The sequence below is a fragment of the Catenuloplanes japonicus genome, from assembly GCF_000717135.1.
In the GTDB taxonomy this organism is placed as follows: Bacteria; Actinomycetota; Actinomycetes; order Mycobacteriales; family Micromonosporaceae; genus Catenuloplanes; species Catenuloplanes japonicus.
Genome location: NZ_JNXY01000045.1, coordinates 18269 through 41550 on the forward strand (window position 1 = coordinate 18269; position 23282 = coordinate 41550).

A 23282-nucleotide genomic window follows, 5' to 3' on the forward strand; every position below is an offset into this window, starting at 1 on the left:
GCCCGGCCTCTACGTCAGCTGACGAACAGCAGGCGGTTCGGGGAACCGGTGCCGGGGCTGGTCACCACGTTCGGGGTGGAGGCGTTGACGATGGCGGAGTGGACGGTCGCCGGCGTGGCCGACGGGTTGGCGGAGAGGTAGAGCGCAGCCGCGCCGGCCACGTGCGGGGAGGAGAACGACGTGCCGGAACCGGTGTAGGTGGCCGTGTCGCTGGTCGCCCACGCCGACGTTATCGAGACGCCAGGCGCGAACAGGTCCAGCACGCTGCCGTAGTTCGACCAGGACGCGCGCGCGTCCGTGTTCGAGGTCGCGCCGACGGTCAGCGCCTGCGTGACGCGGGCGGGGGAGTAGTTGCCCGCGTTCGCGCCGCTGTTGCCGGCCGCGATCGCGTACGTGACGCCGGAGCTGATCGAGTTGCGCACCGCGGTGTCCAGCGAGGTGCTGGCACCGCCGCCCAGGCTGAGGTTCGCCACGGCCGGCTTGACCGCGTTGTTCGTCACCCAGTTGACGCCCGCGATCACGCCGGCCGTGGTGCCGGAGCCGTTGTTGTCCAGCACCCGCACGCCCACGATCGACGCGCTCTTGGCCACGCCGTAGGTGGTGCCGGCCGCGACCGCGGCGACGAACGTGCCGTGGCCGTTGCCGTCCTGCGCCACGTTGTCACCGTCGACCGCGTCGTAGCCGTTGCTGGCCCGGCCGCCGAAGTCCTGGTGCGAGATCCGCACGCCGGTGTCCACCACGTAGATGCGCACGCCACCGCTGGCCGGGTACGTGTACGACTGGTTGAGCGGGAGGTTCCGCTGGTCGATGCGGTCCAGGCCCCAGTTCGGCGGGTTGGTCTGGGTGGCGGTCAGCTGCACGCGCTGGTTCTGCTCGACGTAGGCGACGGCCGGGTCGGCCGCGAGCCGCCGGGCCTCCGACGCGCTGAACCGCCCGGCCAGGCCGCGCAGCGCCCGGTCGTAGACGCGGTCGACCTCGCCGCCGAACTTCCCGGCGATCCCGGCCGGCGTGGCCGTGGTGCCGTCCTTGAGGACGACGATGTAGCTGCCGGCGACGGCGGTGTCGCTGCCGGCCGCGAGGACCTCGCCGTTCGGCGTGCCGGCCAGCGCGGGCGCGGCGAACAGCGCGGTGACGGCCGCGCCGCCGATGGCGGCGAGACCGAGGGACCTGAGTCGTGACATGCGGACTCCTCCGAGAGCGTGTGCGCCGATCTGGCGCCTCTTAAACGCTAGGGAGGATCGATGAATTGACATTTGCCGACGTGTGATCGACTGACAATAAGGTGGTTCCAGTCGTAACGTCTTATTTACGCAACAACCGTCAGCTGCTGACCCCGACGCCCAGTGCCGTCAGGCCCGCGGCCAGGTGCTCGATGCCCAGCACGGTCCGCACGCCGGCGGTGGACTCCTGGCGCGGAAGCGTGACATATCGCTCGTGCAGGACCGCGGTCAGCTCCTTGAGCGTGGCGTCCCCGGCCAGATACGCCTTCTTCTCATCCGCCGGCTCGATCAGCACGATCACGGTCGGGTCCGTGGCCGCGACCGTCGCCCACGCCGACTCCGTCGAGGTGCCGGGCACGGTCGCGGACACGTTCGGCGCGCCGATCGCGGCCATCATCGCGGCCGGCACGCCGCAGCAGGCGCCCACGGCCGGCGTTGCCGTGCCGTCGTCCCACCACATCAGGCGCTCGCGCTCGACCTGGTCCACGCTCGCGGCCGCGGCCGTGATCCGCGCGCGGTGGTCCGCGACCAGCGCGGCGGCCCGCTCCGGCACACCGAAGATCGCGCCGATCTCGGTGATCTCGGCGAGGACGGCGTCGACGGTGAGCGGAACCGGCGAGCAGTCGGCCGGGGAGACGTAGGAGGCGGCATCACGCTTACCCGCGGCGAACGCGCTCACGTGGGAGGCGTAGACGAAGTCCGGGTCCGCCGCGGCCAGCTGCTCCGGCGTCGGGTACTCCGAGGCCAAGACCGGAATCTGCTGGTACGTCTGCGCGTACTCCGGCAGGATCTCGTCGTCGAGGTGGGCGGTGCCGACCATGCGCTCCTGCAGGCCGAGCGCGAGCATCACCTCGGTCGCGGCCTGGTCCAGGGTGACCACGCGGCTCGGCGGCTTCGGCACGCTGATCCGGGTGCCGCAGTTGTCCAGCGCGGCGGGCGCGGACGACGGCGTACCCCCTGATGGTTCTCCCACGGCGGCGCAGCCGCCGAGCAGGACGGCGCAGAGCAGGGCGGGGGCGATGCGGGACCCGCGCATGCGGACCACCTTCCGGCGTTGTGGGGGACGGCGGCCACCTTAACCGCGTCGCCGTTCATCGATCGAAGGCACCCGTTAGTCCACTATGTGTAGTCCTTCATGGACACTCCGTTGACAGTGTGGATCAAGCGCCTTACGCTTCCGCACGCTCATCTATCTCCGGGCGGCCGTAACCCGGATGACATCGGGGGTTCACACATGGCAGATTCCATACCCTTGCGCGCCCAAAAACGGGTACCGACCGCGGGCGTGACCACGATCGCGCTGGTCGCGAGCCTGCTGGCGGTGCTCACCACGCCCGCCCCGGCCGTGGCCGCGCCGGACCGCGGCGACGCCGACCGGCCCGCCTGCCCGGCCGTCAAGCCGGACGAGCTCTCCGCCGCGATCAGCGCCCGCCTCTGCGGCGGCCCGGTCGAGGTCGAGGCGCTGCGCGGCGAGACCGAGCAGGTCTTCGCCCAGCCGGACGGCTCCTTCGACGCCACCGTGGCGGCCGGCGTCGTGCGCTTCCAGGACGAGGCCGGCTGGCACGACGTCGACCTGACGCTGCGCGCCCGGCCGGACGGCTCGGTCGCGCCGGTCGCCCACCCGAACGGGCTGACCATCTCCGGCGCGGTCACCGGCGGCAGCACCGCGCTGGCCGCGGTCGGCAAGGGCGACGACCGGACCACGATGACCTGGACCGGACCGCTGCCCACGCCGGTCCTGGACGGCACCACCGCCACCTACCCGGACGTGAAGCCCGGCGTCGACCTGGTCGTCAAGGCCACCCGCACCGGCTTCCAGCAGCTCTTCGTGGTCAAGGAGAAGGCCGGCCTCGCGCACGTCAAGGACGTGACGCTGCCGCTGAGCGCGAAGAACGCCACCACGCACACCGTCGACGAGGGCGGCACCGTCACGCTCGCGGACGCGAAGGGCCGGGTCATCGCCCGCTCGCCCGCGCCGCTAATGTGGGACTCCGCCACGCCGGACGACGGCCGCCCGGTCACCCGCCGGTCCGTGAACAGCACGAAGACCACGGCGAAGAACGGCGTCAACCTGCGGTTGCGACCGGACACGTCCTGGCTGGAGTCGGCCGACCGGGTCTACCCGATCATCATCGACCCGACCGTGAACCCGCTCTCCACGACGTTCGACACGTACGTCAAGGAGGGGCTCACCGGCGACCACGGCGGCGACAACGACCTCCAGCTCGGCATCGTCGCCGGCGACAAGGCGCGCGCGTTCGTGCACTGGAACACATCCGCGCTGAAGGGCAAGCAGATCACGGCCGCCACCACCTACTTCTGGAACTGGTGGAGCCCGAGCTGCACGGCCGCGACCTGGGAGATCTGGACCACCGGCGCCGCGTCCGCGGACACCCGCTGGACCAGCCAGCCGGCCTGGACGGCCAAGGAGGCCACGTCCACCGCGACCAAGGGCTACAGCTCCTCGTGCAACGACGGCTGGGTCAGCGTCAACTCCAAGACGTTCTTCCAGAAGGCCGCCACCGCGAACCAGGCGACCGGCTACATGGGCCTGCGGGCCAGCGAGACGGACGGCAACGCGTTCAAGCAGTTCCGGTCGCGCAACGCGGACAGTGCGGCGCAGGTGCCGTACTCCGTGGTCAGCTACAACTCGGTGCCGACCGTCGGCGCGCGCAGCACCTCGCCGGTGTCCGCGTGCGTGACCGGCACGACCCGGCCGTACCTGAGCTCCAAGACGCCGAAGCTGCAGTCCGTGGTCACCGACGGTGAGGCCACGCCGGCCACCGTGACGTTCCAGTGGTGGACGCTCACCGGCACCGCCGCGCTCGGCTCCGCCTCCGTCGCGAACGTCGCGTCCGGCGGCACCGCGGCTGCCACGATCTCGGCCGCGCTCACCGAGGGCACCAGCTACAAGTGGCGGGTGCAGGCCACCGACAGCACCGGCACGTCCGCCTGGTCGTCGTTCTGCGAGTTCACGGTCGACACCACCCCGCCGGCCGGCGCGAGCGTCACCTCGACCGACTACCCGTCCGGCGCCTGGAGCAAGGCCGCGGGGCAGGCCGGCGCGTTCGCGCTGAGCACCACGGCCACGGACGCGGTCAGCTACCTCTACGGGCTGGACACGAACCCGCCGGTCACCGCCGTGAACCCGGCCGCGGTCGGCGGCAGCGCCACGGTCAGCGTCACCCCGGCCACGAACGGGCCGCACACGCTCTACGTGCGCACCCGGGACCGGGCGGGCAACGTCTCCGCGGTCACGTCGTACCAGTTCTCGGTCGGCTCCGCGGCCGTCACCTCGCCCGCGGGCGGCGCGCAGTCGCTCGGACCGGTCACGCTCACCGCGGCCGGGCCGTCCACGCTGACCTCGGCCACGTTCCAGTACCGCCGGGCCGCGGTCGAATCATGGCAGGACATCCCCGCGGCCGCGGTCACGAACGGCGGCGCGGCGGTCACCTGGCCGGTCGCGCTGACCGGCGGCAAGTCCGCGGCGCTCACCTGGTCGTCGCTGAGCACGCTCGGCGCGGCCGGCGGCGTGGTGGAGATCCGCGCGGGCCTGACCTCGTCGACCGGCACGTCCTACACCGACCCGGTCCGGATCACGGTCGACCCGCTCGGCGCGGTCGGCACCGTGCAGCAGGTCGGGCCGGGCAGCCTCAACATGCTCACCGGCGACTTCACGGTCAGCAGCTCCGACGTGTCCGGCTTCGGGCTCGGCCTGAGCCGGCACAGCTCGTCCCGTTCCCCGTCCGCGGGCGCGGCCGAGCCGCACGTCGCGCCGTTCGGCCCGCAGTGGACCACGCAGTACGCCGTGGCCGGATCGTTCAACATCGCGTGGCTGCGCCGGTCCGGACCGACCGTGACGATCGGCAACGGCACCGGGTACACCACGATCCTCACGCAGCGCACGGACGGCACGTGGCACCCGCAGACCGGCGCGGAACGGCTCAGCCTGAGCTATGACGCGACCACGGACGTCTACACGCTCAAGGACGTCGCGGACGGGGCCACCGCCACGTTCGCGAAGGTCACCACGGACATGACGGTCTACTCCGTGACCCGCACCCGCACCACGGCGGAGAACTCCACCACCGCCTACGGGTACGACACCGTGCTCGGCACGGACGGCGTGCGCCGGGCCCGGCTGCTGACCGTGACCGCGCCGACGACCGCGGCCACCACCGAGACCTGTGCCGCCACGCCGGCGACCCGGGGCTGCCGGGTGCTGCAACTGGTCTACGCCACGGCCACCACCGGCGGCGACGTCGCCGGGCAGCTGCGCGAGCTGCGGCTGTGGACGACCGCGGCGAACGCCACCGCCTCCACCGCCGTTGCGGTCGCCACCTACGCCTACGACGCCCAGGGCCGGCTCAGCCAGAGCTGGGACCCGAGGATCTCGCCGGCGCTGAGGACCGGGTACACCTACGACGCGGACGGCCGGGTCGCCACGCTGACCCCGCCGGGCCAGCTGCCCTGGACGTTCGGCTACGGCCAGGCCGGCGCCGCCCCCGCCTCCGGGCCGGGCATGCTGCTGACCGTGACCCGACCGGCGCTCGCGGCCGGCACCGCGTCCACGGTGAGCGGCGAGGCGAAGACCAGCGTGGTCTACGACGTGCCGGTCTCCGGTACGGGCGCGCCGTACGACCTGAGCGCCACCACGATCGCCGGATGGGGTCAGCCGAGCGTGCCGGTCCGCGCCGTCGCGATCCTGCCGCCGGACACGGTCCCGTCCGCGCACACCGGGCGGAACACGCTGCCCGCCACCGCCTACCGGCGGGCCGACGTGGTCTACCTGGACGCGGACGGCCGGTCCGTGAACGCGGCCGCGCCGGACGGCGGGATCACCAGCTTCGCGTTCGACCAGTTCGGCAACCAGGTCTTCAGCCTCTCGGCGGAGAACCGGAAGCTGGCGCTGGGGGCGACCGCGGAGGCCGTCGCGGAGCTGCAGGCGCTGGGCCTGGCCAGTCAGCCCGCCGCCCAGCGCGGCGCGATGCTGGCCTCGACCGTCGCCTACAGCGCGGACGGGCTGCGGCAGACCGCGAACTTCGCGCCGCTGCACCTGGTCATCCTCGGTGAGACGCTGCCCGCGAACGGTGCGCTGCCGGCCATCGCGGCCGGCAACCCGGCCGCGGCCCGGCGGCACAGCGTGTTCGCCCACGACCAGGGCCGGCCCGCGAACGCGGTCCGGGTCAACATGGTGACCGGCACCGTCGCCGGCGCGTCCGTGCCGGGCTACGCGGTCGACGTGGACACCAACGAGCTGGCGCTGCAGTACGACTGGACGCTCGGCCTGATCACGGTCAGCACCAGCGAGCCGCAGGGCGCGGCCGCGGTCGAGCGCAGCTACTACGACACGCAGGGGCGGCTGACCGAGAAGCGGCTGCCCGGGTCGAACGGCAACGACGCCGGCACGACGCTCAGCACGTACTGGTCCGCGACCGGCACCGGCGCCTGCAACGGGCGTCCGGAACTGGCCGACCTGCTCTGCCGCACCGCGCCGAAGTCCACCGTCACCGGCGGCGCCGAGGACGTGGACGAGCTGGTCACCACGGTCGCGACCTACACCGGTAACGGCCTGATCGCCAGCTCGCAGGAGACCGCGAACGGCCAGACCAGGACCACCACCACGGGGTACGACCCGGCCGACCGGATCAGCTCGGTCACGGTGACCGGCGGCGTGGGCACGGCGGTGAGCACGGTGCGCACGACGTACCACCCGCAGACCGGTCTGGTCGTCACCACCGGCGACGACGAGGGCCGGCAGGTCCGCAACGAGTACGACGCGCTCGGCCGCCTGATCGCCTACACCGACGGGTCCGGCGCGGTAACCCGGTACACGTACAACCTGCTGGACGACGTGATCGAGCAGGCCGACCCGGTCGGCACGACCACGTTCACCTACGACACCGCGATCGACGCCCGCGGCGTGCTGACCGCCACCACGGACTCGGTCGCCGGTGTGATCACGGCCGGTTACGACGCGGACGGCCGTCTCGTCCGGCAGGGCCTGCCCGGCGGCGTGGTCCAGCAGAACGTCTACGACCCGGTCGGCACCGCCACCGCCCGCACGTACACGGTCGGCGACGCCGTACTGCTGGAGGACACGGTCGAGCTGACCGTGCACGACCAGTGGGTACGCCACACCGGCCTGTCCGAGCAGCAGTTCACGCTGGACGACCTGGGCCGGATCGCCGCGGTTGACGACGTGTTCGACGGGGTCTGCACGCGCCGCACCTACGGGTTCGACGCGAACGGCAACCGGACCAGCGCGTCCTCGGCCACGGCCGCGCCCGCGGAGCCGTGCACCAGCGACGGCGCGGTGGGCACCACGCACACGTACGACGCCGCCGACCGGATCGTGGACGGCGGGTACACGTACGACGCGTTCGGCCGGACCACCACCACGTCGGCCGGGATCGCGGTGGGCTACTACGCCGACGACCACGCCCGGACGCAGACGCTGGACAACGTGCGGGAGACCTGGGACCGGGACGCGGCCCGCCGGGTCACGACCACCACGGTCGAGGTGCAGGAGGACACCGGCGCCTGGACCGCGATCTCCAGCACCGAGAACCACTACCGGGACGACAGCGACACGCCGGACTGGACCGTCGACGACGTCGCCACCGGCGCGGTGACCCGCAACGTGCGCGGCGCCGACCGGGGCTTCATCGCCACCACGGTCGGCTCCGCGGTGACGCTGCACCTGACCGGCCTGCACGGCGACGTCAACCTGCTCTACACGCCGGCGAACCTGTCGGTGGACGTGCGGGAGACCGACGAGTACGGCGTCAACCGCAACGGGCTGGCCACCGGCCGGTACGGCTGGCTCGGCAGCGAGCAGCGCGCCCTGGACGTCCAGGGACGGACCGTGCTGATGGGCGCCCGGGTCTACGATCCGACCATCGGCCGGTTCCTGCAGACCGACCCGATCGAGGGCGGCAACGCCACCGCGTACGACTACTGCTCCGGTGACCCGAACACCTGCGTCGACCTCGACGGTAACGAGGGCTGCCGCTGGAAGGGACGCCTGTGCGGCAAGGTGGTCAACTGGTCCGGCCGGAACATGCGGGCGGGCGACATCACGAACATGAAGAAGGGACCACAGTGGATCTGGGACGCGTGGTGCTGCGGCCGGGTGCACAAGGGCCGGATCCACACGTACCTGGTCCGTCCCGGATACCAGCTCGGCGGCCGGGGCTACGACGTGGACGCGTTCACGTTCCCGGCACGCCGGTACTGGCTGTGGGGCATGCGGGCCAGCGCGAACCTGTACGCCAAGTTCCCGACCGGTGTCGCGATCTACTGCGTCGGCGGCCGCGGCATCTGGGCTCCCGAGTGCTTCTAGTCCATGGTCACGCCTGACCAGCCACCGCGGGGCCGTCGTGCCCCGCGGTGGGTCACCGCGGCGGCGCTGGCCGCCGCGGTGGCGGCCGGGACCGCGCTCGCGCTGCCACCGCACGGCACCACCGGCGGCGGCACCGTGAGCGCGGTCCCGGCCGCGCTCGGGCTGCCCTGGCCGTGGACCCCGCGCCTCGCCGCCGCGCCGCTCGGCGCGGCGGCGGTGATCGTCGGCGGCCAGTCGCTCGCACTGGAGGATCTACAGGACAACGCGTCCGTCGCAGTGGTCGGCCCGGACGGCGACCACCGGCTCCTGCCGCTCGGCGGTCCCGGCTCGGCCGGCGGCACCGTGCTGCTGGCCGCGGACGGGCACTCACTCGCCCACGACGACCGGAACGGCGACCTCGCCGTCACCGCGGTGGACACCGGCGACAGCCGGACGTTCGGCGTGCCGGACGGGTACTACGCCGCGCTCGCGTTCGCCCCGGACAGCGGACGCCTGGCGGTCGCCCGGGTCACCGGCCGCACCGAGCTGGGCCTGCTCGATCTCGGCTCCGGCGCGTTCCTGCGGCTCGGCGACCTGCCCGGGGACTACGCGGCCCGGCCCGGGTTCTGGGCCGCGTTCTCCCCCTCCGGCCGGCACGTGGCCTTCCAGGACGGCGGCACCGTCGTCGTGGCCGGGACCGACGGCGCCCGCTCCGGCACGTTCACGCTCCCGGCCGGCGCCGTGCTCGCCGGGAAAGGCGCGTGGACGCCGGACGGGACCGGGCTGGTGCTCGGCGCACCGACCGCCGAGGGCTGGGCGTTGAGCATCATCGACGCGGTCACCGGCGTGGCCCGCAGCGCGCCGGTGGTGCTGCGGGGAACGCCGGTGGGGGACCTGCTCGGCTGGTCCGGTACCGGCACCATGGTGGTGGCCGGATATGCCGGGGCCGTGGACGTGACCTCGATCGGCCTGGCGTCCGAGGTGGACACGGTCCGGGTGTTGCGCGTCCCGGCCGACGGCGGGCCGGCGGAGGACCTGCTGAGGCTGCCGGACGGCGTGACCTCGGTCGACATCGCGGCGGACGCGATGAACGGCGAAGGTCCGGCACGGCCGGCGCCGATCTGGCCGGTCGACCGGCGCTGGGCGTTCCTGGCGCTGCTTCTGGTGTGGTGGCCGGCCGTCGGCGCGTTGTCCGCGTGCGTCCGCCGCGCCGGCTAGATCAGCAGCAGCACCGCCGCTACGGCCGTGAGCGCGAGCGTCACGTCGCCGAAGAGGCGCAGCGAGATCCGGCGTGCCACCACCGTGCCGATCGCGGCGCCGACCAGCAGGACCGGGATCAGCATCAGGTCCATCAGCAGCGCGTCCGCGCTGAACAGGTGCAGGCTCGCGCTGAACGGGATCTTCGCCACGTTGACCAGCAGGAAGTACCAGGCGCCGGTCCCGAGCAACTGCATCACGGTACGGCCGGAGAGCAGCAGGTAGAGCGTCATCACCGGTCCGGCCGCGTTCGCGGTCATGGTGGCGAACCCGGCGACCGCGCCGACCGCGATCGGGGCCAGGCGCTTCACGGGCGTGCCCGGCGCTTCTGCCTCCCGCGTCTCCGCCTGCTGTGCGGCTTCCCGGCGTCGCCGGGACGTCCAGAGCTGCAGCACCGCCATGATCAGCAGGATGACCGCGATCGAGCGGCGCATCAGCGTCTGGTCCGCCACGTGCACGAACCACGCGCCGAGGAACAGGCCGGGCACCACCGCGGGCAGCAGCCGGACCAGCAGCCGCCAGTCCGCGTGCTTGCGGTACAGCGCGACCGCCAGCACGTCACCCACGATGAGCAGCACGAGCACGGCCGCGGTCGACTCCTTGGCCGGCAGCACCATCGCGAACACGGCCACCGCGACACCGGCCACGCCGCCGACCCCGGTCTTCGCGAACCCGATCAGCAGCGCCGCACCGGCCAGCATGATCCATTCAACGGTGGTGAGATCCACTAGCGCGCTCCTCCGAGCAGAGCCTGGGCCGTCGCGCGGCCGGAGAGCCAGGCCGTCTGCACCCGGGGACGACCGAACGCGTCGCCGCAGAGCCAGACGTCGCCGTCGACGGCGTACCCACCGGATCGGGGTTCGGGTTGTGCGTAGGTCCAGCGGTGCACGTCGATCCGCGCCGGGGCGGGGAGTCCGAGCAACTCGCCCACGGCGTCCGCGATGATCGGGCCGGCCGTGGCGGGGGAGTCCAGGTGCGCGGCGGCCAGCGTGGCGGTCGAGTGCGCGACCAGCACCGGCGCCCGGTCGCCGCGGCGGTCGCCGTCGTCGCAGACCGTGGCCAGCACCGGATGCTCGTTGACGAACGCGCCGCGCAGGTCGCCCCACGCGCGCGACGGATAGGTGAGCACGGCCGCGATCACCGGGTGCCAGGTCTGCGCGGTCGCGGCCGCGACGATGCCCGGCGGCGGGTTCAGGCGCAGCGCCTGCGGGCCGGGCATGGCCAGCACCACCGCGTCCGCGTCTACGTTTGCGTTTACGGGCAGTGCGTCGAGCGAGGTGTTCAGCGCGATGTCCAGGCCGTCGGCCAGGTCGGAGGCGAGCGAGCGCAGACCGCCGGGCGCGGCCCACCGCACCGGGCCGCTGCTCGGCGCGCCGCCCGGATAGACGCGCAGCGTGTCCGTCCACGGCCGGGCCAGCCCGCGCGACTCCCACGACGCGACCTGCGCCTCGAACGCGGGATCGTCCGCGACGAGATAGGCGGCGCCGATGTCCGCGTACCGCCCGTCGTAGCGCTTGCTGGCCAGCCGCCCGCCGACCACCCGCCCCCGCTCCACGACCCTGACCCGCGCACCACCGTCCACCAGCGCGCGTGCGCACGACAGCCCGGCGATCCCGGCGCCCACCACCACAACGTCCATGATCGTGACCCTACGGCGCGGGCCTCCGGCTGACACGATGGCCGGCATGCATCGAGTGATGACGGCCGTGCACCCCCGCCTGCGTACCCCCGTGACAGCACTGCTGGGTGCCGGCGCCGGCCTTGCGATCATGGGCGTCGCCGGTCGCGGGGATCCGAACCTCGACTCCGGAAGATCAGTCAGCTTTCAGGCTCAGCGCGGTAGAGCGAGCCCGACGCCCCCGAGTCGGTCGGGGACCCACCCAGAGCGCATAGCCCGCTATCTCCCGAAACCCCGCCGCACGACCGCCTCCCATTTGTTCGCGTCAGCCCCACCCCTCGACACCGACAGCTCGACAAAAGCAAACACCCTGTTCGCTACGCTCTCCGGGTGTTCCGTGAAGCGGGTGAAGGCGACCTCGACGACATACGCCGCCTGTACCGGCAACTGCATGCCAGAGATCCGGTCGTCCAGGACGGATCGGACGCAGCCGCGTTCGCGCGCATCCTGGCCTCCCCGGACCTGCACCTGTTCGTCCTGGAGGCAGACGGAAACATCGTCGCCACGACCTACCTCAACATCATCCCGAACATGACCAGGGCGGCCTCGCCCTACGCCGTCATCGAGAACGTCGTCGTCGACGAGGCACACCGCGGCACCGGGCTCGGCAGGCAGATCATGGCGGCCACGCTGCAATGCGCATGGGATGCCGGCTGCTACAAGGCGATGCTGATGACCGGCTCGCGTACCCCGGGAACCCACGCGTTCTACCGCGCCTGCGGGTTCTCCCCGGACGCCAAGACCGCCTACCTGGCCCGGCCGCCGGTCAGCTGAGCGCCCCCACGATCGTGTCCGCACGGGCCAGCAGCGACAGGTGCCCCTCACCGGGGAGCAGGTGCGCGTCCGCGCCGGATACGTGCGCCGCGAGCCAGCGCCCATGGTCGAACGGGACCATCCGGTCCTGGTCGCCCTGCCAGATCGCTACCGGAACGCGCAGCTCGTCGAGTCGGAATCCCCAGTCCGTGACGAACGCCAGGTCGTCCTCGCGCCAGCCGGCGATGCCCTCGGCCACCGCGGCCCGGGAGGCGGCGGCCAGGTAGTCGGCCATCCCGGCGCGCAGCGTGCGGGTGTCCACGTCGGACAGCAGGTCGCCGAACGCGGCGATGACCTCGTCGGGGCCGACGTTCACCAGTCCGGCCGCGGCGTCGGTCAGGAACGCGTCGAGCGGCTCGTCACCCCGGAACGCGGCGCCGAACTCGGCCAGGTTGTCCTCGCCCATGCCGGCCAGCCAGTCCAGGCCCGGCGCGCCGAACGGTGCCACGCCCGCGATCGTGGCCGCGCCCCGGCAGCGGTCCGGGAGCAGCGCGGCGCAGGCCAGCGCGTGCGGGCCGCCGCCGGACCAGCCGACGGTCACGAAGTCGTCCGCGCCGAGCGCGTCGAGCAGCGCGGTCACGTCCGCGGCGACGTCGGCGACGCGGCGGCCGGGGTGGCTGGTGCTGCCGCAGTAGCCGGGCCGGTTCGGCATGACCAGGCGCAGGCCGTGCCGGGCGGCGGCGTCGATCAGCGGGCGGGGGAGGACTCCGCCCGCGGGGGTGCCGTGATGGAACACCAGCGGGCGGCCGCCGGCCGGACCCTCGACCAGGTACTCCAGCGTCCGGCCGTCGGAAAGCGCGATCTTCTCCACGATCGTGAGCCTAGCCGCAGCGGCAGAGGTCGATCACCGCGATCGGACAAGGGCGACGATCACAAGCCTGAAAGCGGATTTTCCCACTCACGCGGTGGTCCGGCCCGCATGCTCCCGCGGGCAGCGGTTCGCGCGGTGCCGGTCCAGAGCCGAGACCCGCCCGCGCGGTGCCGGTCCGGAGCCAGGACCCGCCCGCGCGCACCATGGCAGGGCCTGCCGATCATGCCGCGCCGTAGAAGGCGCGCGGGTCGCCGGCCAGGCCGGACTTGACGAAACGGGCCGTGTCGTCCGCCAGGACTTCCCAGTCGCCGGCCTCCAGGCCATCCAGCGCGGTGCGGACGATGTCCTCGGGCGCGCTCAGCAGGTGCGCGGGCACGTCCACGCCGGCGGCCAGGTCGGTGTCGGCGGCGCCCAGGTGTACGGCGGTGACCTGTGTGTTCTGGGCGGCGAGTTCGAGGCGGACCGCGTTGGTCAGGTTCCAGGCGGCGGACTTCGAGGCGGCGTAGGCGCTGTTGCCGGGGGAGGCGGCCCAGGTCAGCGCGGTCAGCACGTTGAGGATCGCGCCGTCGCGCAGGCCCGGGGCGAACGCGCGGACGGTGTGCAGCGGGCCCCAGAAGTTCGTGTCGAACTCGCGGTGCACCTCGGCGAGGTCGCCGGTGACGAGTTCGGTCCAGGTGGTGACGCCGGCGTTGTTGACCAGCAGCGTGACGTCCGGGGCCAGGACGGCCGCGGCCGTGACCGACGCCGGGTCCGTGACGTCCAGCGGGACGAACTCGGCGCCGGGCAGGGTGAAGGGGCGGCGGCCGGTCGCGTAGACCTTGGCGGCGCCGCGCTCGAGGAGCTGGAGGGCGAAATGACGGCCGAGGCCCCGGTTCGCGCCGGTGACCAGGGCAACTGCTCCGTTGATCTGCATGCCGGTACGCTAAAACCTCACATGAATGTGAGCTGCAAGTCGTGTGACGGAGGTTTCATGCGCATCGGCGACCTGTCCGCGCGGACCGGCGTGAGCATCCGATCGCTGCGCTACTACGAGGAGCAGGGGTTGCTCACGGCGGTCCGCAGCGGTGGCAACCAGCGGCACTACGCCGGCGACGCGGTCGAGCGGGTCACGCTGATCCAGGATCTCTTCGCGGCGAACCTCTCCAGCCGCACCATCTGCGAACTGCTCGCCCACATCGACACGCACGCCAGCACGCCGGAGACGCGTGCGCGCCTGGCGGCCGAGCGCGCCAGGATCGACGCGCAGATCACGGCGCTGCTGAGCGCGCGTGACCGCCTCGACCGGGTCATCTTCCACGCGAACGACCCGCGGAGCGGCTGCGCCTACTCCTGACCACCGGTGCGGCCGGACGGCCGATCGTTGTCGCGGCCCCGGCCGTACCGATGGATGATTTTGATCTTGGGGTGTCAGGAACGCGGTGATCCGCACAGGCCGTGCGGGTCGATCACGTATTTCTTGGCGGCGCCCTGGTCGAAGTCCTGGTAGCCGCGCGGGGCCTGGTCGATGGGGATCGGGGTGGCGTTGACGTTGCGGGCGATCTGGACGCGGTCGTGCAGGATCGCCATCATGAGCGCGCGGTGGTACTTCATCACCGGGCACTGACCGGTCACGAACGAATGCGACTTCGCCCAGCCCAGGCCGAGGCGCAGCGACAGCGAGCCGACGCGCGCGGCCTCGTCGACGCCGCCGGGATCGCCCGTGACGTAGAGGCCGGGGATGCCGATCGCGCCGCCGGCCCGGGTGATGTCCATCAGCGAGTTCAGCACGGTCGCGGGCATCTCCGTGCCGGAGTCCGCGCCGTGGCCGCGCGCCTCGAAACCGACCGCGTCCACGGCGGCGTCGACCAGCGGCTCACCGATCGCGGGCGCGGACGGGCCGAGGATCTGCTGCACCTGCTCGGCCGGGTCGCCGCGGGACACGTCCACGGTCTCGCAGCCGAAGCTGCGCGCCTGGGCGAGCCGTTCCTCGTTCAGGTCACCGACGATGACGACGGCGGCGCCGAGCAGCCAGGCCGAGGTGGCGGCGGCCAGGCCGACCGGGCCCGCGCCGGCGATGTAGACGGTCGAGCCGGTGGTGACGCCCGCGCTCACACAGCCGTGGTAGCCGGTCGGGAAGATGTCGGCCAGCATCGCCAGGTCCAGGATCTTCTCCAGCGCCTGGTCACGGTCGGGGAAGCGGAGCAGGTTCCAGTCCGCGTACGGGACCAGCACGTAATCGGCCTGGCCACCGACCCAGCCGCCCATGTCGACGTAGCCGTAGGCGGATCCGGGGCGGTCGGGGTTGACGTTCAGGCAGATGCCGGTTTTGCCCTCCTTGCAGTTCCGGCACCGCCCGCAGGCAATGTTGAACGGGACCGAGCAGATGTCGCCGACCTTGATGTACTCGACGTCGGAACCGACCTCGACCACCTCGCCGGTGATCTCGTGCCCCAGGACCAGGCCCTCCGGCGCGGTGGTCCGCCCGCGCACCATGTGCTGGTCGCTGCCGCAGATGTTCGTGGCCACGGTCCGCAGGATCGCCCCGTGCGGCGTCCGCCGTCCCACGTTGGCCTTGTTGACCCCGGGCCCGTCCCTCATCTCGAACGCGGGATAGTCGATGTCCCGCACCTCGACCTTGCCGGGCCCCTGATACATCACTGCGCGATTGGCTGGCATCGTTGCCTCCTCTACGAGGCCCATGTTTCGCGCACCCGGGAGGTAAAGGAAACCGTCAATACTCTCAAGACCTGCCCATACCGACATCACGCCGCGGGTCGTGGGTTGAAGGCCAGGAGGGCCAGGTTGGCCAGGGCGACAGCACCGAGGATGGCGATCAGTGGGGCGGTCAGGCCGGAGCCGGCGAGGAGGCCGAGCAGCGCGCCGAGCAGGGAGGCGGCCGGCGCGATGATCAGGCCGGTCCTCGGTGGACGGTTCCAGGTCAGGTAGGCGCCGAGGCCCACGGTCAGGCCGACGGCGGGGACGACCACGGGGCCGCCGGCGACGAACAGGCTCGGGGCCAGGGTCCAGGCGACGAGCGCGCCCAGGAACCAGCCGCCCAGGCCCAGCGGCAACGGCGTCAACAACCGCCACCACAGACCCACGCCACCGGTACGGCGCACGCGCCAGACCAGCGCAGCCAGGATCGCCAGGGCGAGCAGTGCGCCGCCGGCCACCACGCCGATCAGGACGGCGGCGATGGTGGACATGTTCAGCGCACCGGGATCGAAGTTGACCGGGCGGGTCGTGAAGGCGGACGAGTCCACGCGGCCGGCGTCGTAGAACGTCAGGAGCAGCTGCTTTCCGGCGTCGGGCTGGTGTTCCCAGAAGTCGGCGGTGTGGCCGAGCTCGGGGAGGATGACCTGGTGGCCGTTGGGGAGTGCGGGCAGCAGCTCGCGGGTGGCCAGCTCGGCCGGGGTGGAGAAGTCGACGCTGCCGCTGACCAGGAGCGTTTCGACCGCGCTCTCCCGGACCGTGCGGTACTCGGCGTTGTCGGGGCTGTCCGGCCACACGTCGGGGAAGCCCCACAGGAACTGGGTCGCGGCGCCGCGCAGGATGGAGCCGGGGTCGGACAGCGCGCGCCCGCCCGGGGCGTCGATCATGGCGAACGACGCGAACTCGCCCCAGACGATCGTGCCGGGCATCTGCAGGTCGGCGAGCACGGACATGGCCCACAGCGCGCCGGGGCCGCTGAGGTAGGCGTCGATCACGGTGGGCGCGTTGACCGGGGCGGAGGCGGCGCCGTTGTGGTGCATGCCGAACATGCTGACGATCCGGACGTTGCCGGGCTTGATGGCGAACGGGCCCCAGCGGGCGGGCGGGTCCGCGGCCACCGCGCGCATGGACGCGGCCAGGTCGCCGGTGCGGGCGGCGCAGCCGGTGTCGGCCGCGCACAGCTCTCCGTACCGCCGGATCTGGTTGTCGGTTATGCCTGCGTCCCAGACCATGTGGCCGGGCGGGTTCACGGACAGCATCGCGGACCGGAAGATCGAGGCCGGGTGGCGCCAGGAGTAGATCTGCGCGGTACGCGTGCCGGCGCTGGAGCTGAGCAGGTTGATCCGCGGGTAGCCGAGCGCGGTCCGGGCGGCCTCGATGTCGTCGACGCGCTGCGCGGGCGAGTATCCGGTCAGGTCGACGCCGTCCTTGGTGAGCCGGTCCGCGCAGGCCTTGAACGGCAGGCTCACCTCGGCCGACAAATCGTCAGATGTCTGTAAATATCCGGTGACCTCGGGGCAGTCGAGCCGCCGCGAACCGTCGATGCCGCGATAGCCCACCAGCACCACGTCATGCGTGTCGGTGAACCGGCTGGCCTGCGGGAACTTCAGGTTCGTGTTGCCGGGCCCGCCACCGAGCCGGAAGATCGGCTCCCGCGACGCCGCTCCGGAAGCGGCCGGAATCCGGACCACCGGCAGGCCGATCAGATCCGAGGAAGGATCGCGCCGATTCTCCGGCACGACCAGCGTCCCGCACTCGGCCGCCACGGTCCCGGCCTCGGTCCTGTACTCACACTCACTCATGGTGAGCGGCCCGGCCTGCACGGTCCCGGACGGACCGGGCCACACCGCGACCGCCGCGAGCACACCGACGGCGACCACGAACGCCGCGATCTTCGCAATTCTCATGCACAGAAACCTATGAACGGGCGCGCGGCCGTTCTTCCCCCCTCGGATAGAGTCGGCCTCCCCCGTGCGAGGGAGGCGGAATGCGGTTGGGCAAGCTGGCCCGCCAGTCGTTGCTGGTCGCGGCCGTGTGCGTGACCGCGGACGTGCTGGCCTTCACGCTCCAGGGTGGCGTGCAGGCAGGCGGCCCCCGGTGGATCGTGGTGCTGGTCGCGATCATCGCGTCCGATGCCGCGCTCGTGACGCGGACCTGCTGGTCCGCCGTGGTCGCCGCGCTCGCGGTCGCGGTCAACGCCGGCGGCGCCGCGCTGCTCGGCGGCCCGGAGTCGCTGGTGCTCAACGAGGCCGGCGTGCTCGTCGCGTCCTACCGGGCCGGCGCCTGGCTGCGCGGCCCGCACGCGGTCGCCGCGCTCGCCGCCGTGATCGGCGGTCTCGTGCTCGCCCATCTCGCGCGCGGACTGCCGTTCGACATCACGGTCGCGGTCGCGGCCGCCAAGATCGGGCTGGTGTCCTGGCTGGTCGGCCGCTACACGACCGCGCGCCGCGCCTACCTGGACGAACTGCGCCGCCAGACCGAGCAGCGCGAACGCGACGCCCGCGACGCGGTGGAGCGCGCGGTCGCGGAGGACCGGGCCGCGATCGCCCGCGACCTGCACGACGTCGTCACGCACCACGTCAGCGCCGTCAGCATGCACGCGGGCGCGGCCCGGCTGCGACTGTCCACCGTCGACGGTGACCCGGCCATGCTGGCGTCGCTGCGCGCGGCGGAGGAGTCCAGCCGGTCCGCGCTCGGCGACCTGCGCGACATGCTCGACGTGCTGCACGGCGTCAAGGTGCCGGACCAGCCCGGACTCGCCGACCTCGACGATCTGCTGCGCGGCTTCCGCGCGGCCGCGATCCCGGTCCGGCTGGAGATCACCGGTGAGCCGCACGCGCTGCCGCCGGAGATCGACACCGCGCTCTACCGGATCGTGCAGGAGATGCTGACCAACGCGCTGCGGCACGGCGGTGCCTCCGGGCCGATCACGGTGACGGTCCGCCACGACGTTGCCGCCATCGACGTCGAGACCATAAACCCGCACACCGCCGTGGGTACGCCTCGCGACGCCGGACGCGGCCTGACCGGCATCCGCGCCCGGGTGTCCGCGATCGGCGGTCACGTCCGCAGCGGGCCCCGCCCGGACGGGCGCACCCTGGAGCACCGCCGTCCACGTCGACCTGCCGGAGCAGCAAGAATGACCATCTCGGTACTGATCGCGGACGACCACGCGGTCTTCCGCTCCGGCCTCCGCGCGATCCTGGACACGCAGCACGACATCGACTGCGTGGCCGAGGCCGGCGACGGGGAACAGGCGATCGAGGGGGTACGCCTGCTGCGGCCGGACGTGGCGGTCCTGGACGTGCGCATGCCGCGCCGGGACGGGCTGGGCGCGACCGAGGCGATCCTCGCGCTGCCCGGCAACACGACCAGGATCGTGGTGCTGACCACGCACGACACGGACGAGAACGTGCACCGGGCGATCACTGCGGGCGCGCGCGGCTTCCTGCTCAAGTCGATGCCGCCGGAGGAACTGATCGCGGCGGTCCGGATCGCGGCCCGAGGCGACGTGCTGATCGATCCGTCCATCGTGCGGCGGCACGCGGGCCGGGTGGCGGCGGCGCTGAGCCCGTCGCCGCTGCCGCCGGAGCTGGACCGGCTGACGGCCCGCGAGCGCGAGGTGCTGCAGTTGCTGTCCCGCGCGTACAGCAACGCGGAGATCGCCCGGCACCTGCACGTCGGCGACCAGACCGTGAAGACACACATCTCCAGCATCCTGCGGAAACTCGACCTGCGGGACCGTACCCATGCGGTGGCCTTCGCGCACGTGACCGGGTTCGCGGACCGGAGCGGGCCGGCGTGACGCCGTGATCAGCGGTGGGTCCGGGCGCGTGGCAGCCCACCAGGGCTCTGGTCCAGGAACGGGCTGAAGTGTGCGGAGACCGTGTCGGCGACCTGCTCCGCGGTGCGGGAGCCGTCGACCTCGATGACGCGGATGCCCAGCTCGCGTGCGGTGCGGATCGCGTCCTGGGCGACCAGGCGGTCCCGGGCCGCCTGGACGGGGGAGCGGGACCGTTCCAGGCGGGTGGCCTGCAGCGCGCGGAACGCGTCCGTCGGCGCCAGCACCACCATCTGGCGTAGGTCGTCGGTCACGGGGGCGACCAGCTCGGGTCGCAGGCCCCAGCCGTCGGCGATCATGCGGCAGGGTGTGATCAGGGCGCGGAGGTCGTCCAGCACCCACTCGAAGCGCTCCGGGAAGCTGGCGATCACGGCCTCGGCCAGCTGGTCCGGGGTGGAATTCTCCCAGTCCACACCGATCGGTGGCGCGTCGATCGGGCCTCCGCGGCGTACCCGTGCGGCTGTCCTTCGATCGTGATGCCCACGGGCGTCGTGGTAGTCGTAGCTGTAGAAGGTCAGCCCGTGCCGCGCCGCGAGCAGCGCGGACACGGTCGTCTTACCGCTCCACTGGCCACCGCCTATCCACAGCGTGCGACGGATCGTCTCGGTCGGGTCCCACGGCATGGCGCTCCCTGCTATGTTGAGTCATCACTCATTTTATGAGGAGGTTGTGGTGTCCCCTCGCGACATCTTCACGCGCCTGCGGCAGGACTGGTTCGGGCAGCCCGGACCGCTGACCGGCGATCTGCTCACCGACGACGTGGTCATGGAGACGCCGTTCGCGCCGCCCGGCCACCCGTCCCGCATCGAGGGCCGCGACGCCTGGCTCGCGTTCGCCAACCCGGCCCGCGCCACGTTCCCCATCCACATCGACGGCAGCGAGGTCACCGCGATCCACGACACCGCGGACCCGGCCACCATCATCGTGGAATACACGCTGACCGGCACGCACGCCGGCACCGGCCGCCAGGCCACCGCACCGTTCATCGCCGTCCTCACCACGCGCGACGGCCGCATCTCCCACTGGCGTGAATATCAGAACCCGCTGGCCATGGCCCAGATCAACGCGTGATCTCGTCCAGCCGGGCCACGCGGCGCTTGCCCGCCGTGAGCCGGTAGCTGGCGTCGAGCAGCTCGGAGATCTCGGTCCAGTCCGTGTCCGCGGTGAGGTCGACGCCGATCCAGCCGGACGGGCCCAGATAGGCCGGCAGGTAGGTGCCGGGCGTCTCCAGCAGCGCGGATCGCTCGTCGGGGTCGGTGAGCACCATCAGCGACTGGTCGTGCCGCCGGTACTCGCCGTCCACCTTGATCGAACCGCCGTAGTAGCCGAAGACCTTGGTCGTGAAGAACGCGGGACGGCCGTGCGACACCTTCTCCGCCGCGTCCGGGAACGCGAGCGCGATCTCCCGGACGCGGTGGAGCAGCGGGTCCGCGTCGTCGAACATGATCGGGTGGCTCACAGGTCCGTCCCCTCGCTGACGGAACGCCACCGGTCCAGCTCGGCGCGCCGGGTCTGCAGCGCGGCCTCCGCGGCCGTGACCGCGTCCGGGCCGAGCAGCAGCAGGCCGGGCAGCTCCGGGGCGTCCACGGCCTCGGCGATCGCCACCGCGGCCTTCGCCGGATCGCCGGGCTGGTTGCCGTTGACGGTGTCGTGCTCCTTGCGGCGGCGGCCCGCGGTCTCCGCGTAGTCGGCGATGGGCGTGGCGGCCTGCTCCAGCGACCGGCCGGCGAAATCGGTGCGGAACGCGCCCGGCTCCACGGCCATCACCCGGATGCCGAGGTGGGCGGCCTCGTGGCGCAGCGAGCCGGTCAGTCCCTCCAGGGCGGCCTTGGTCGCGGCGTAGTAGCCGGAGCCCGGCGGACAGAGCTGGGCGCCGATCGACGAGATGTTGATGATCGTGCCACGGCGGCGTGCGCGCATGCCGGGCAGGACGGCCTTCATCAGCGCGACCGGGCCGAACACGTTCGTCGCGAACAGGCGGCGGACGTCATCGTCGTCGCCCTCCTCGATCGCGGCGCGATAGCCGTAGCCGGCGTTGTTCACCAGCACGTCGATGCCGCCGGACCATTTCTCGGCCTCCGCGACGACGGCATTGACCTGTTCCCTGTCCGTGACGTCCAGCGCGAGCGTCAGCGCGTTCTCCGCGGTGCGGGCTTTCGGGTTCCGCGCGGTCAGCACCACCCGGTCGCCGCGGGCCAGCACCTCGTCCGCCAGTGCCCGGCCCAGCCCCGCCGATGTCCCCGTGATCAGCCAAGTCCTCATCAGGAAAGCCTAGAACGCGGGCGACGCCGTGCGGGGTATGCGCGTGCCCGGCGTGGTTTCCACGCGCGGCTGTCCGCGCGCGGAGGACCGGAATCGCGTTGTGGCGCGCGCCGGGGAGGCGTTACAGATGATGACGTGACTGTGCTGCTTCGTGACCGCGGCCGGTGAGCCGCCGGCGTTACGTCGCCCGGGGTGTTCCCGGCGGCTATCGGATCTGGGACAACAGGGGCCGCCACTGGTGGGGTGACCTCTACGAACTCTGCCCCGACGGCCTGCTCGACGAACTCGACGGCGGCCGGGATCCTGGGAAGATCACCGCACTGCTTACGCGGTATCGGGCGCAGAGGCGATAGGCGAGGTCCCGCCTGCGCGGTGTTCGCGGCCCGCGTGCGACCGCGGTGTTCGCGGGCCGTGTGCGACCGCGGTGTTCGCGGGCCGTGTGCGACCGCGGTGTTCGCGGGCCGTGTGCGACCGAGGTGTTCGCGGGCCGTGTGCGACCGAGGTGTTCGCGGGCCGTGTGCGACTGCGTGTTCGCGGCCTGCGTGGGACTGCGGTGTTCGCGGCCCGCGTGGGACGTTACGCGTACTGATCTCCTGGCGTTGAGGGCCGAGTTGCCGCGATCCGTTGAGGGCGGGAGTTGCCGCGATCAACGGGCACTCCGTGCCCGAAATTTCGTGAAATAGCTGCCTGCGGGGCGGCCGTTGTCTCACGCTGACGGCGAAGGCCGACCGGAAATAGGCCCCACCGCGAACCGAAGCCGAAGGGTTCACACCCGCGAGGCGTCGCCCGACGGTGCCAGATGGACTCAGTGGGCGTGAGTCGCGCTGCCTCGCGGGAGCGGCGGCGGGAATCGCGGCCTTGGGCCGACCCGCGCGAACCGGCTCCGACAGGGGCGGGCAAAGCGGAGCGCAAGCGGAGTCTTTGCCCTCCCCGAGGTTTGCCCGCGGGAGCATGCGGGCCGGACCACGCCGGAAGCGGGAAAATGATCTTCTGGTATTGGGTGTTGAGGTGGAAGCGCGCCTCGATCAACCGGGCGAACCGTGCCGGAAATATCGCTATATGGTGGCTGGGGGTGTTCGCGAGCACTCTGGACGGGCTGCCCGCACGCACATCCGGTGGTGCGGTGGTCTGTCGCGAATGGGTGGCCCGGTCTCCGGGCAGCGGCGGCGCGGCCTCTTGCTGCTCGGGCTGCGGTCGGTGGCGCGCGCATGCTCGCGGGTGAGGTCGGCCGCGGGCGTACCGGCCTCGGAGAAGTCGACGTGCAGCGTGTCGGCGAAGCAGGTGGCGCCGGCCGCGTTCAGGGGCTCGGTTCCGTCAGCTGCAGGCCGACGGCCGGGCGATCCTGTGGTTCACCGCGGCGGCGAGGTGCTGTCCGAGGTGGCCGT

At 72.4% G+C, this 23282-nt stretch carries 17 protein-coding genes; 6 read left to right on the top strand and 11 right to left on the bottom strand.

Annotation, left to right across the window (positions count from 1 at the left end; translation table 11 throughout):
- Positions 1-14: 14 nt before the first annotated feature.
- Both OP04_RS44750 and OP04_RS44755 read right to left on the bottom strand, forming a co-directional pair.
- The gene (locus tag OP04_RS44750; RefSeq protein ID WP_033346148.1) at positions 15-1181 is read right to left on the bottom strand and encodes a S8 family peptidase; all 1167 of its coding nucleotides are present in this window, start codon (positions 1179-1181) and stop codon (positions 15-17) included.
- 139 nt (positions 1182-1320) lie between these two features.
- Positions 1321-2256 carry an ABC transporter substrate-binding protein gene (locus OP04_RS44755; RefSeq protein WP_033346149.1) on the bottom strand — a complete coding sequence of 312 codons (936 nt, stop codon included), beginning with the start codon at positions 2254-2256 and terminating at the stop codon, positions 1321-1323.
- A gap of 249 nt (positions 2257-2505) precedes the next feature.
- Here OP04_RS44755 and OP04_RS44760 point away from each other — a divergent pair, with 249 nt between their 5' ends.
- Complete coding sequence (locus tag OP04_RS44760; protein ID WP_051800023.1) at positions 2506-8565, top strand: RHS repeat-associated core domain-containing protein; 6060 nt, start codon at positions 2506-2508, stop codon at positions 8563-8565.
- Positions 8566-8568: 3 nt separating this feature from the next.
- Positions 8569-9762 (top strand): hypothetical protein, encoded by a 1194-nt coding sequence (locus tag OP04_RS44765; protein WP_033346150.1) that lies wholly within the window; start codon positions 8569-8571, stop codon positions 9760-9762.
- Here the strand turns inward: OP04_RS44765 and OP04_RS44770 are convergent.
- Together OP04_RS44770 and OP04_RS44775 are read right to left on the bottom strand one after the other, a co-directional pair.
- Positions 9759-10529 carry a sulfite exporter TauE/SafE family protein gene (locus OP04_RS44770; RefSeq protein WP_198154232.1) on the bottom strand — a complete coding sequence of 257 codons (771 nt, stop codon included), beginning with the start codon at positions 10527-10529 and terminating at the stop codon, positions 9759-9761. The two genes, OP04_RS44765 and OP04_RS44770, sit on opposite strands and share 4 nt — an antisense overlap.
- A complete protein-coding gene (locus OP04_RS44775; protein WP_033346151.1) occupies positions 10529-11440 on the bottom strand; it encodes an NAD(P)/FAD-dependent oxidoreductase in 912 nt (303 codons plus the stop codon). The genes OP04_RS44770 and OP04_RS44775 overlap by 1 nt, the downstream gene beginning before the upstream one ends.
- Before the next feature lie 369 nt (positions 11441-11809).
- On the opposite strand from OP04_RS44775, the gene OP04_RS44780 reads away from it, so the two are divergent.
- Complete coding sequence (locus tag OP04_RS44780; protein ID WP_033346152.1) at positions 11810-12253, top strand: GNAT family N-acetyltransferase; 444 nt, start codon at positions 11810-11812, stop codon at positions 12251-12253.
- On the opposite strand, the gene OP04_RS44785 is transcribed toward OP04_RS44780, so the two are convergent.
- Together OP04_RS44785 and OP04_RS44790 are read right to left on the bottom strand one after the other, a co-directional pair.
- Complete coding sequence (locus tag OP04_RS44785; RefSeq protein WP_033346153.1) at positions 12246-13103, bottom strand: alpha/beta fold hydrolase; 858 nt, start codon at positions 13101-13103, stop codon at positions 12246-12248. The genes OP04_RS44780 and OP04_RS44785 overlap by 8 nt on opposite strands.
- 220 nt (positions 13104-13323) lie before the next feature.
- Entirely contained in the window at positions 13324-14016 is a 693-nt protein-coding gene (locus OP04_RS44790; protein ID WP_033346154.1) for an SDR family oxidoreductase, read from the bottom strand.
- Positions 14017-14073: 57 nt separating this feature from the next.
- Here OP04_RS44790 and OP04_RS44795 point away from each other — a divergent pair, with 57 nt between their 5' ends.
- Entirely contained in the window at positions 14074-14436 is a 363-nt protein-coding gene (locus OP04_RS44795; protein ID WP_033346155.1) for a MerR family transcriptional regulator, read from the top strand.
- 74 nt (positions 14437-14510) lie between these two features.
- Here OP04_RS44795 and fdhA read toward each other — a convergent pair whose 3' ends face one another.
- Together fdhA and OP04_RS44805 are read right to left on the bottom strand one after the other, a co-directional pair.
- Positions 14511-15758: a formaldehyde dehydrogenase, glutathione-independent gene (gene fdhA / locus OP04_RS44800; RefSeq protein ID WP_033346156.1), complete on the bottom strand. Its 1248-nt coding sequence runs from the start codon at positions 15756-15758 to the stop codon at positions 14511-14513.
- A gap of 86 nt (positions 15759-15844) precedes the next feature.
- Positions 15845-17701: an alpha/beta hydrolase gene (locus OP04_RS44805; protein ID WP_033346157.1), complete on the bottom strand. Its 1857-nt coding sequence runs from the start codon at positions 17699-17701 to the stop codon at positions 15845-15847.
- Positions 17702-17781: 80 nt separating this feature from the next.
- On the opposite strand from OP04_RS44805, the gene OP04_RS56735 reads away from it, so the two are divergent.
- Positions 17782-19599, top strand: a complete 1818-nt coding sequence (locus tag OP04_RS56735; protein WP_157241187.1) for a response regulator — start codon at positions 17782-17784, stop codon at positions 19597-19599.
- Between the two features lie 8 nt (positions 19600-19607).
- Here OP04_RS56735 and OP04_RS44820 read toward each other — a convergent pair whose 3' ends face one another.
- Positions 19608-20258, bottom strand: a complete 651-nt coding sequence (locus tag OP04_RS44820; RefSeq protein WP_051800024.1) for a hypothetical protein — start codon at positions 20256-20258, stop codon at positions 19608-19610.
- Between the two features lie 49 nt (positions 20259-20307).
- On the opposite strand from OP04_RS44820, the gene OP04_RS44825 reads away from it, so the two are divergent.
- Positions 20308-20706 carry a nuclear transport factor 2 family protein gene (locus OP04_RS44825; protein WP_033346183.1) on the top strand — a complete coding sequence of 133 codons (399 nt, stop codon included), beginning with the start codon at positions 20308-20310 and terminating at the stop codon, positions 20704-20706.
- On the opposite strand, the gene OP04_RS44830 is transcribed toward OP04_RS44825, so the two are convergent.
- Positions 20696-21094, bottom strand: a complete 399-nt coding sequence (locus OP04_RS44830) for an MmcQ/YjbR family DNA-binding protein (protein WP_033346158.1) — start codon at positions 21092-21094, stop codon at positions 20696-20698. The two genes, OP04_RS44825 and OP04_RS44830, sit on opposite strands and share 11 nt — an antisense overlap.
- Positions 21091-21897 (bottom strand): oxidoreductase, encoded by an 807-nt coding sequence (locus OP04_RS44835; RefSeq protein ID WP_033346159.1) that lies wholly within the window; start codon positions 21895-21897, stop codon positions 21091-21093. The genes OP04_RS44830 and OP04_RS44835 overlap by 4 nt, the downstream gene beginning before the upstream one ends.
- Between the last annotated feature and the right edge of the window lie 1385 nt (positions 21898-23282).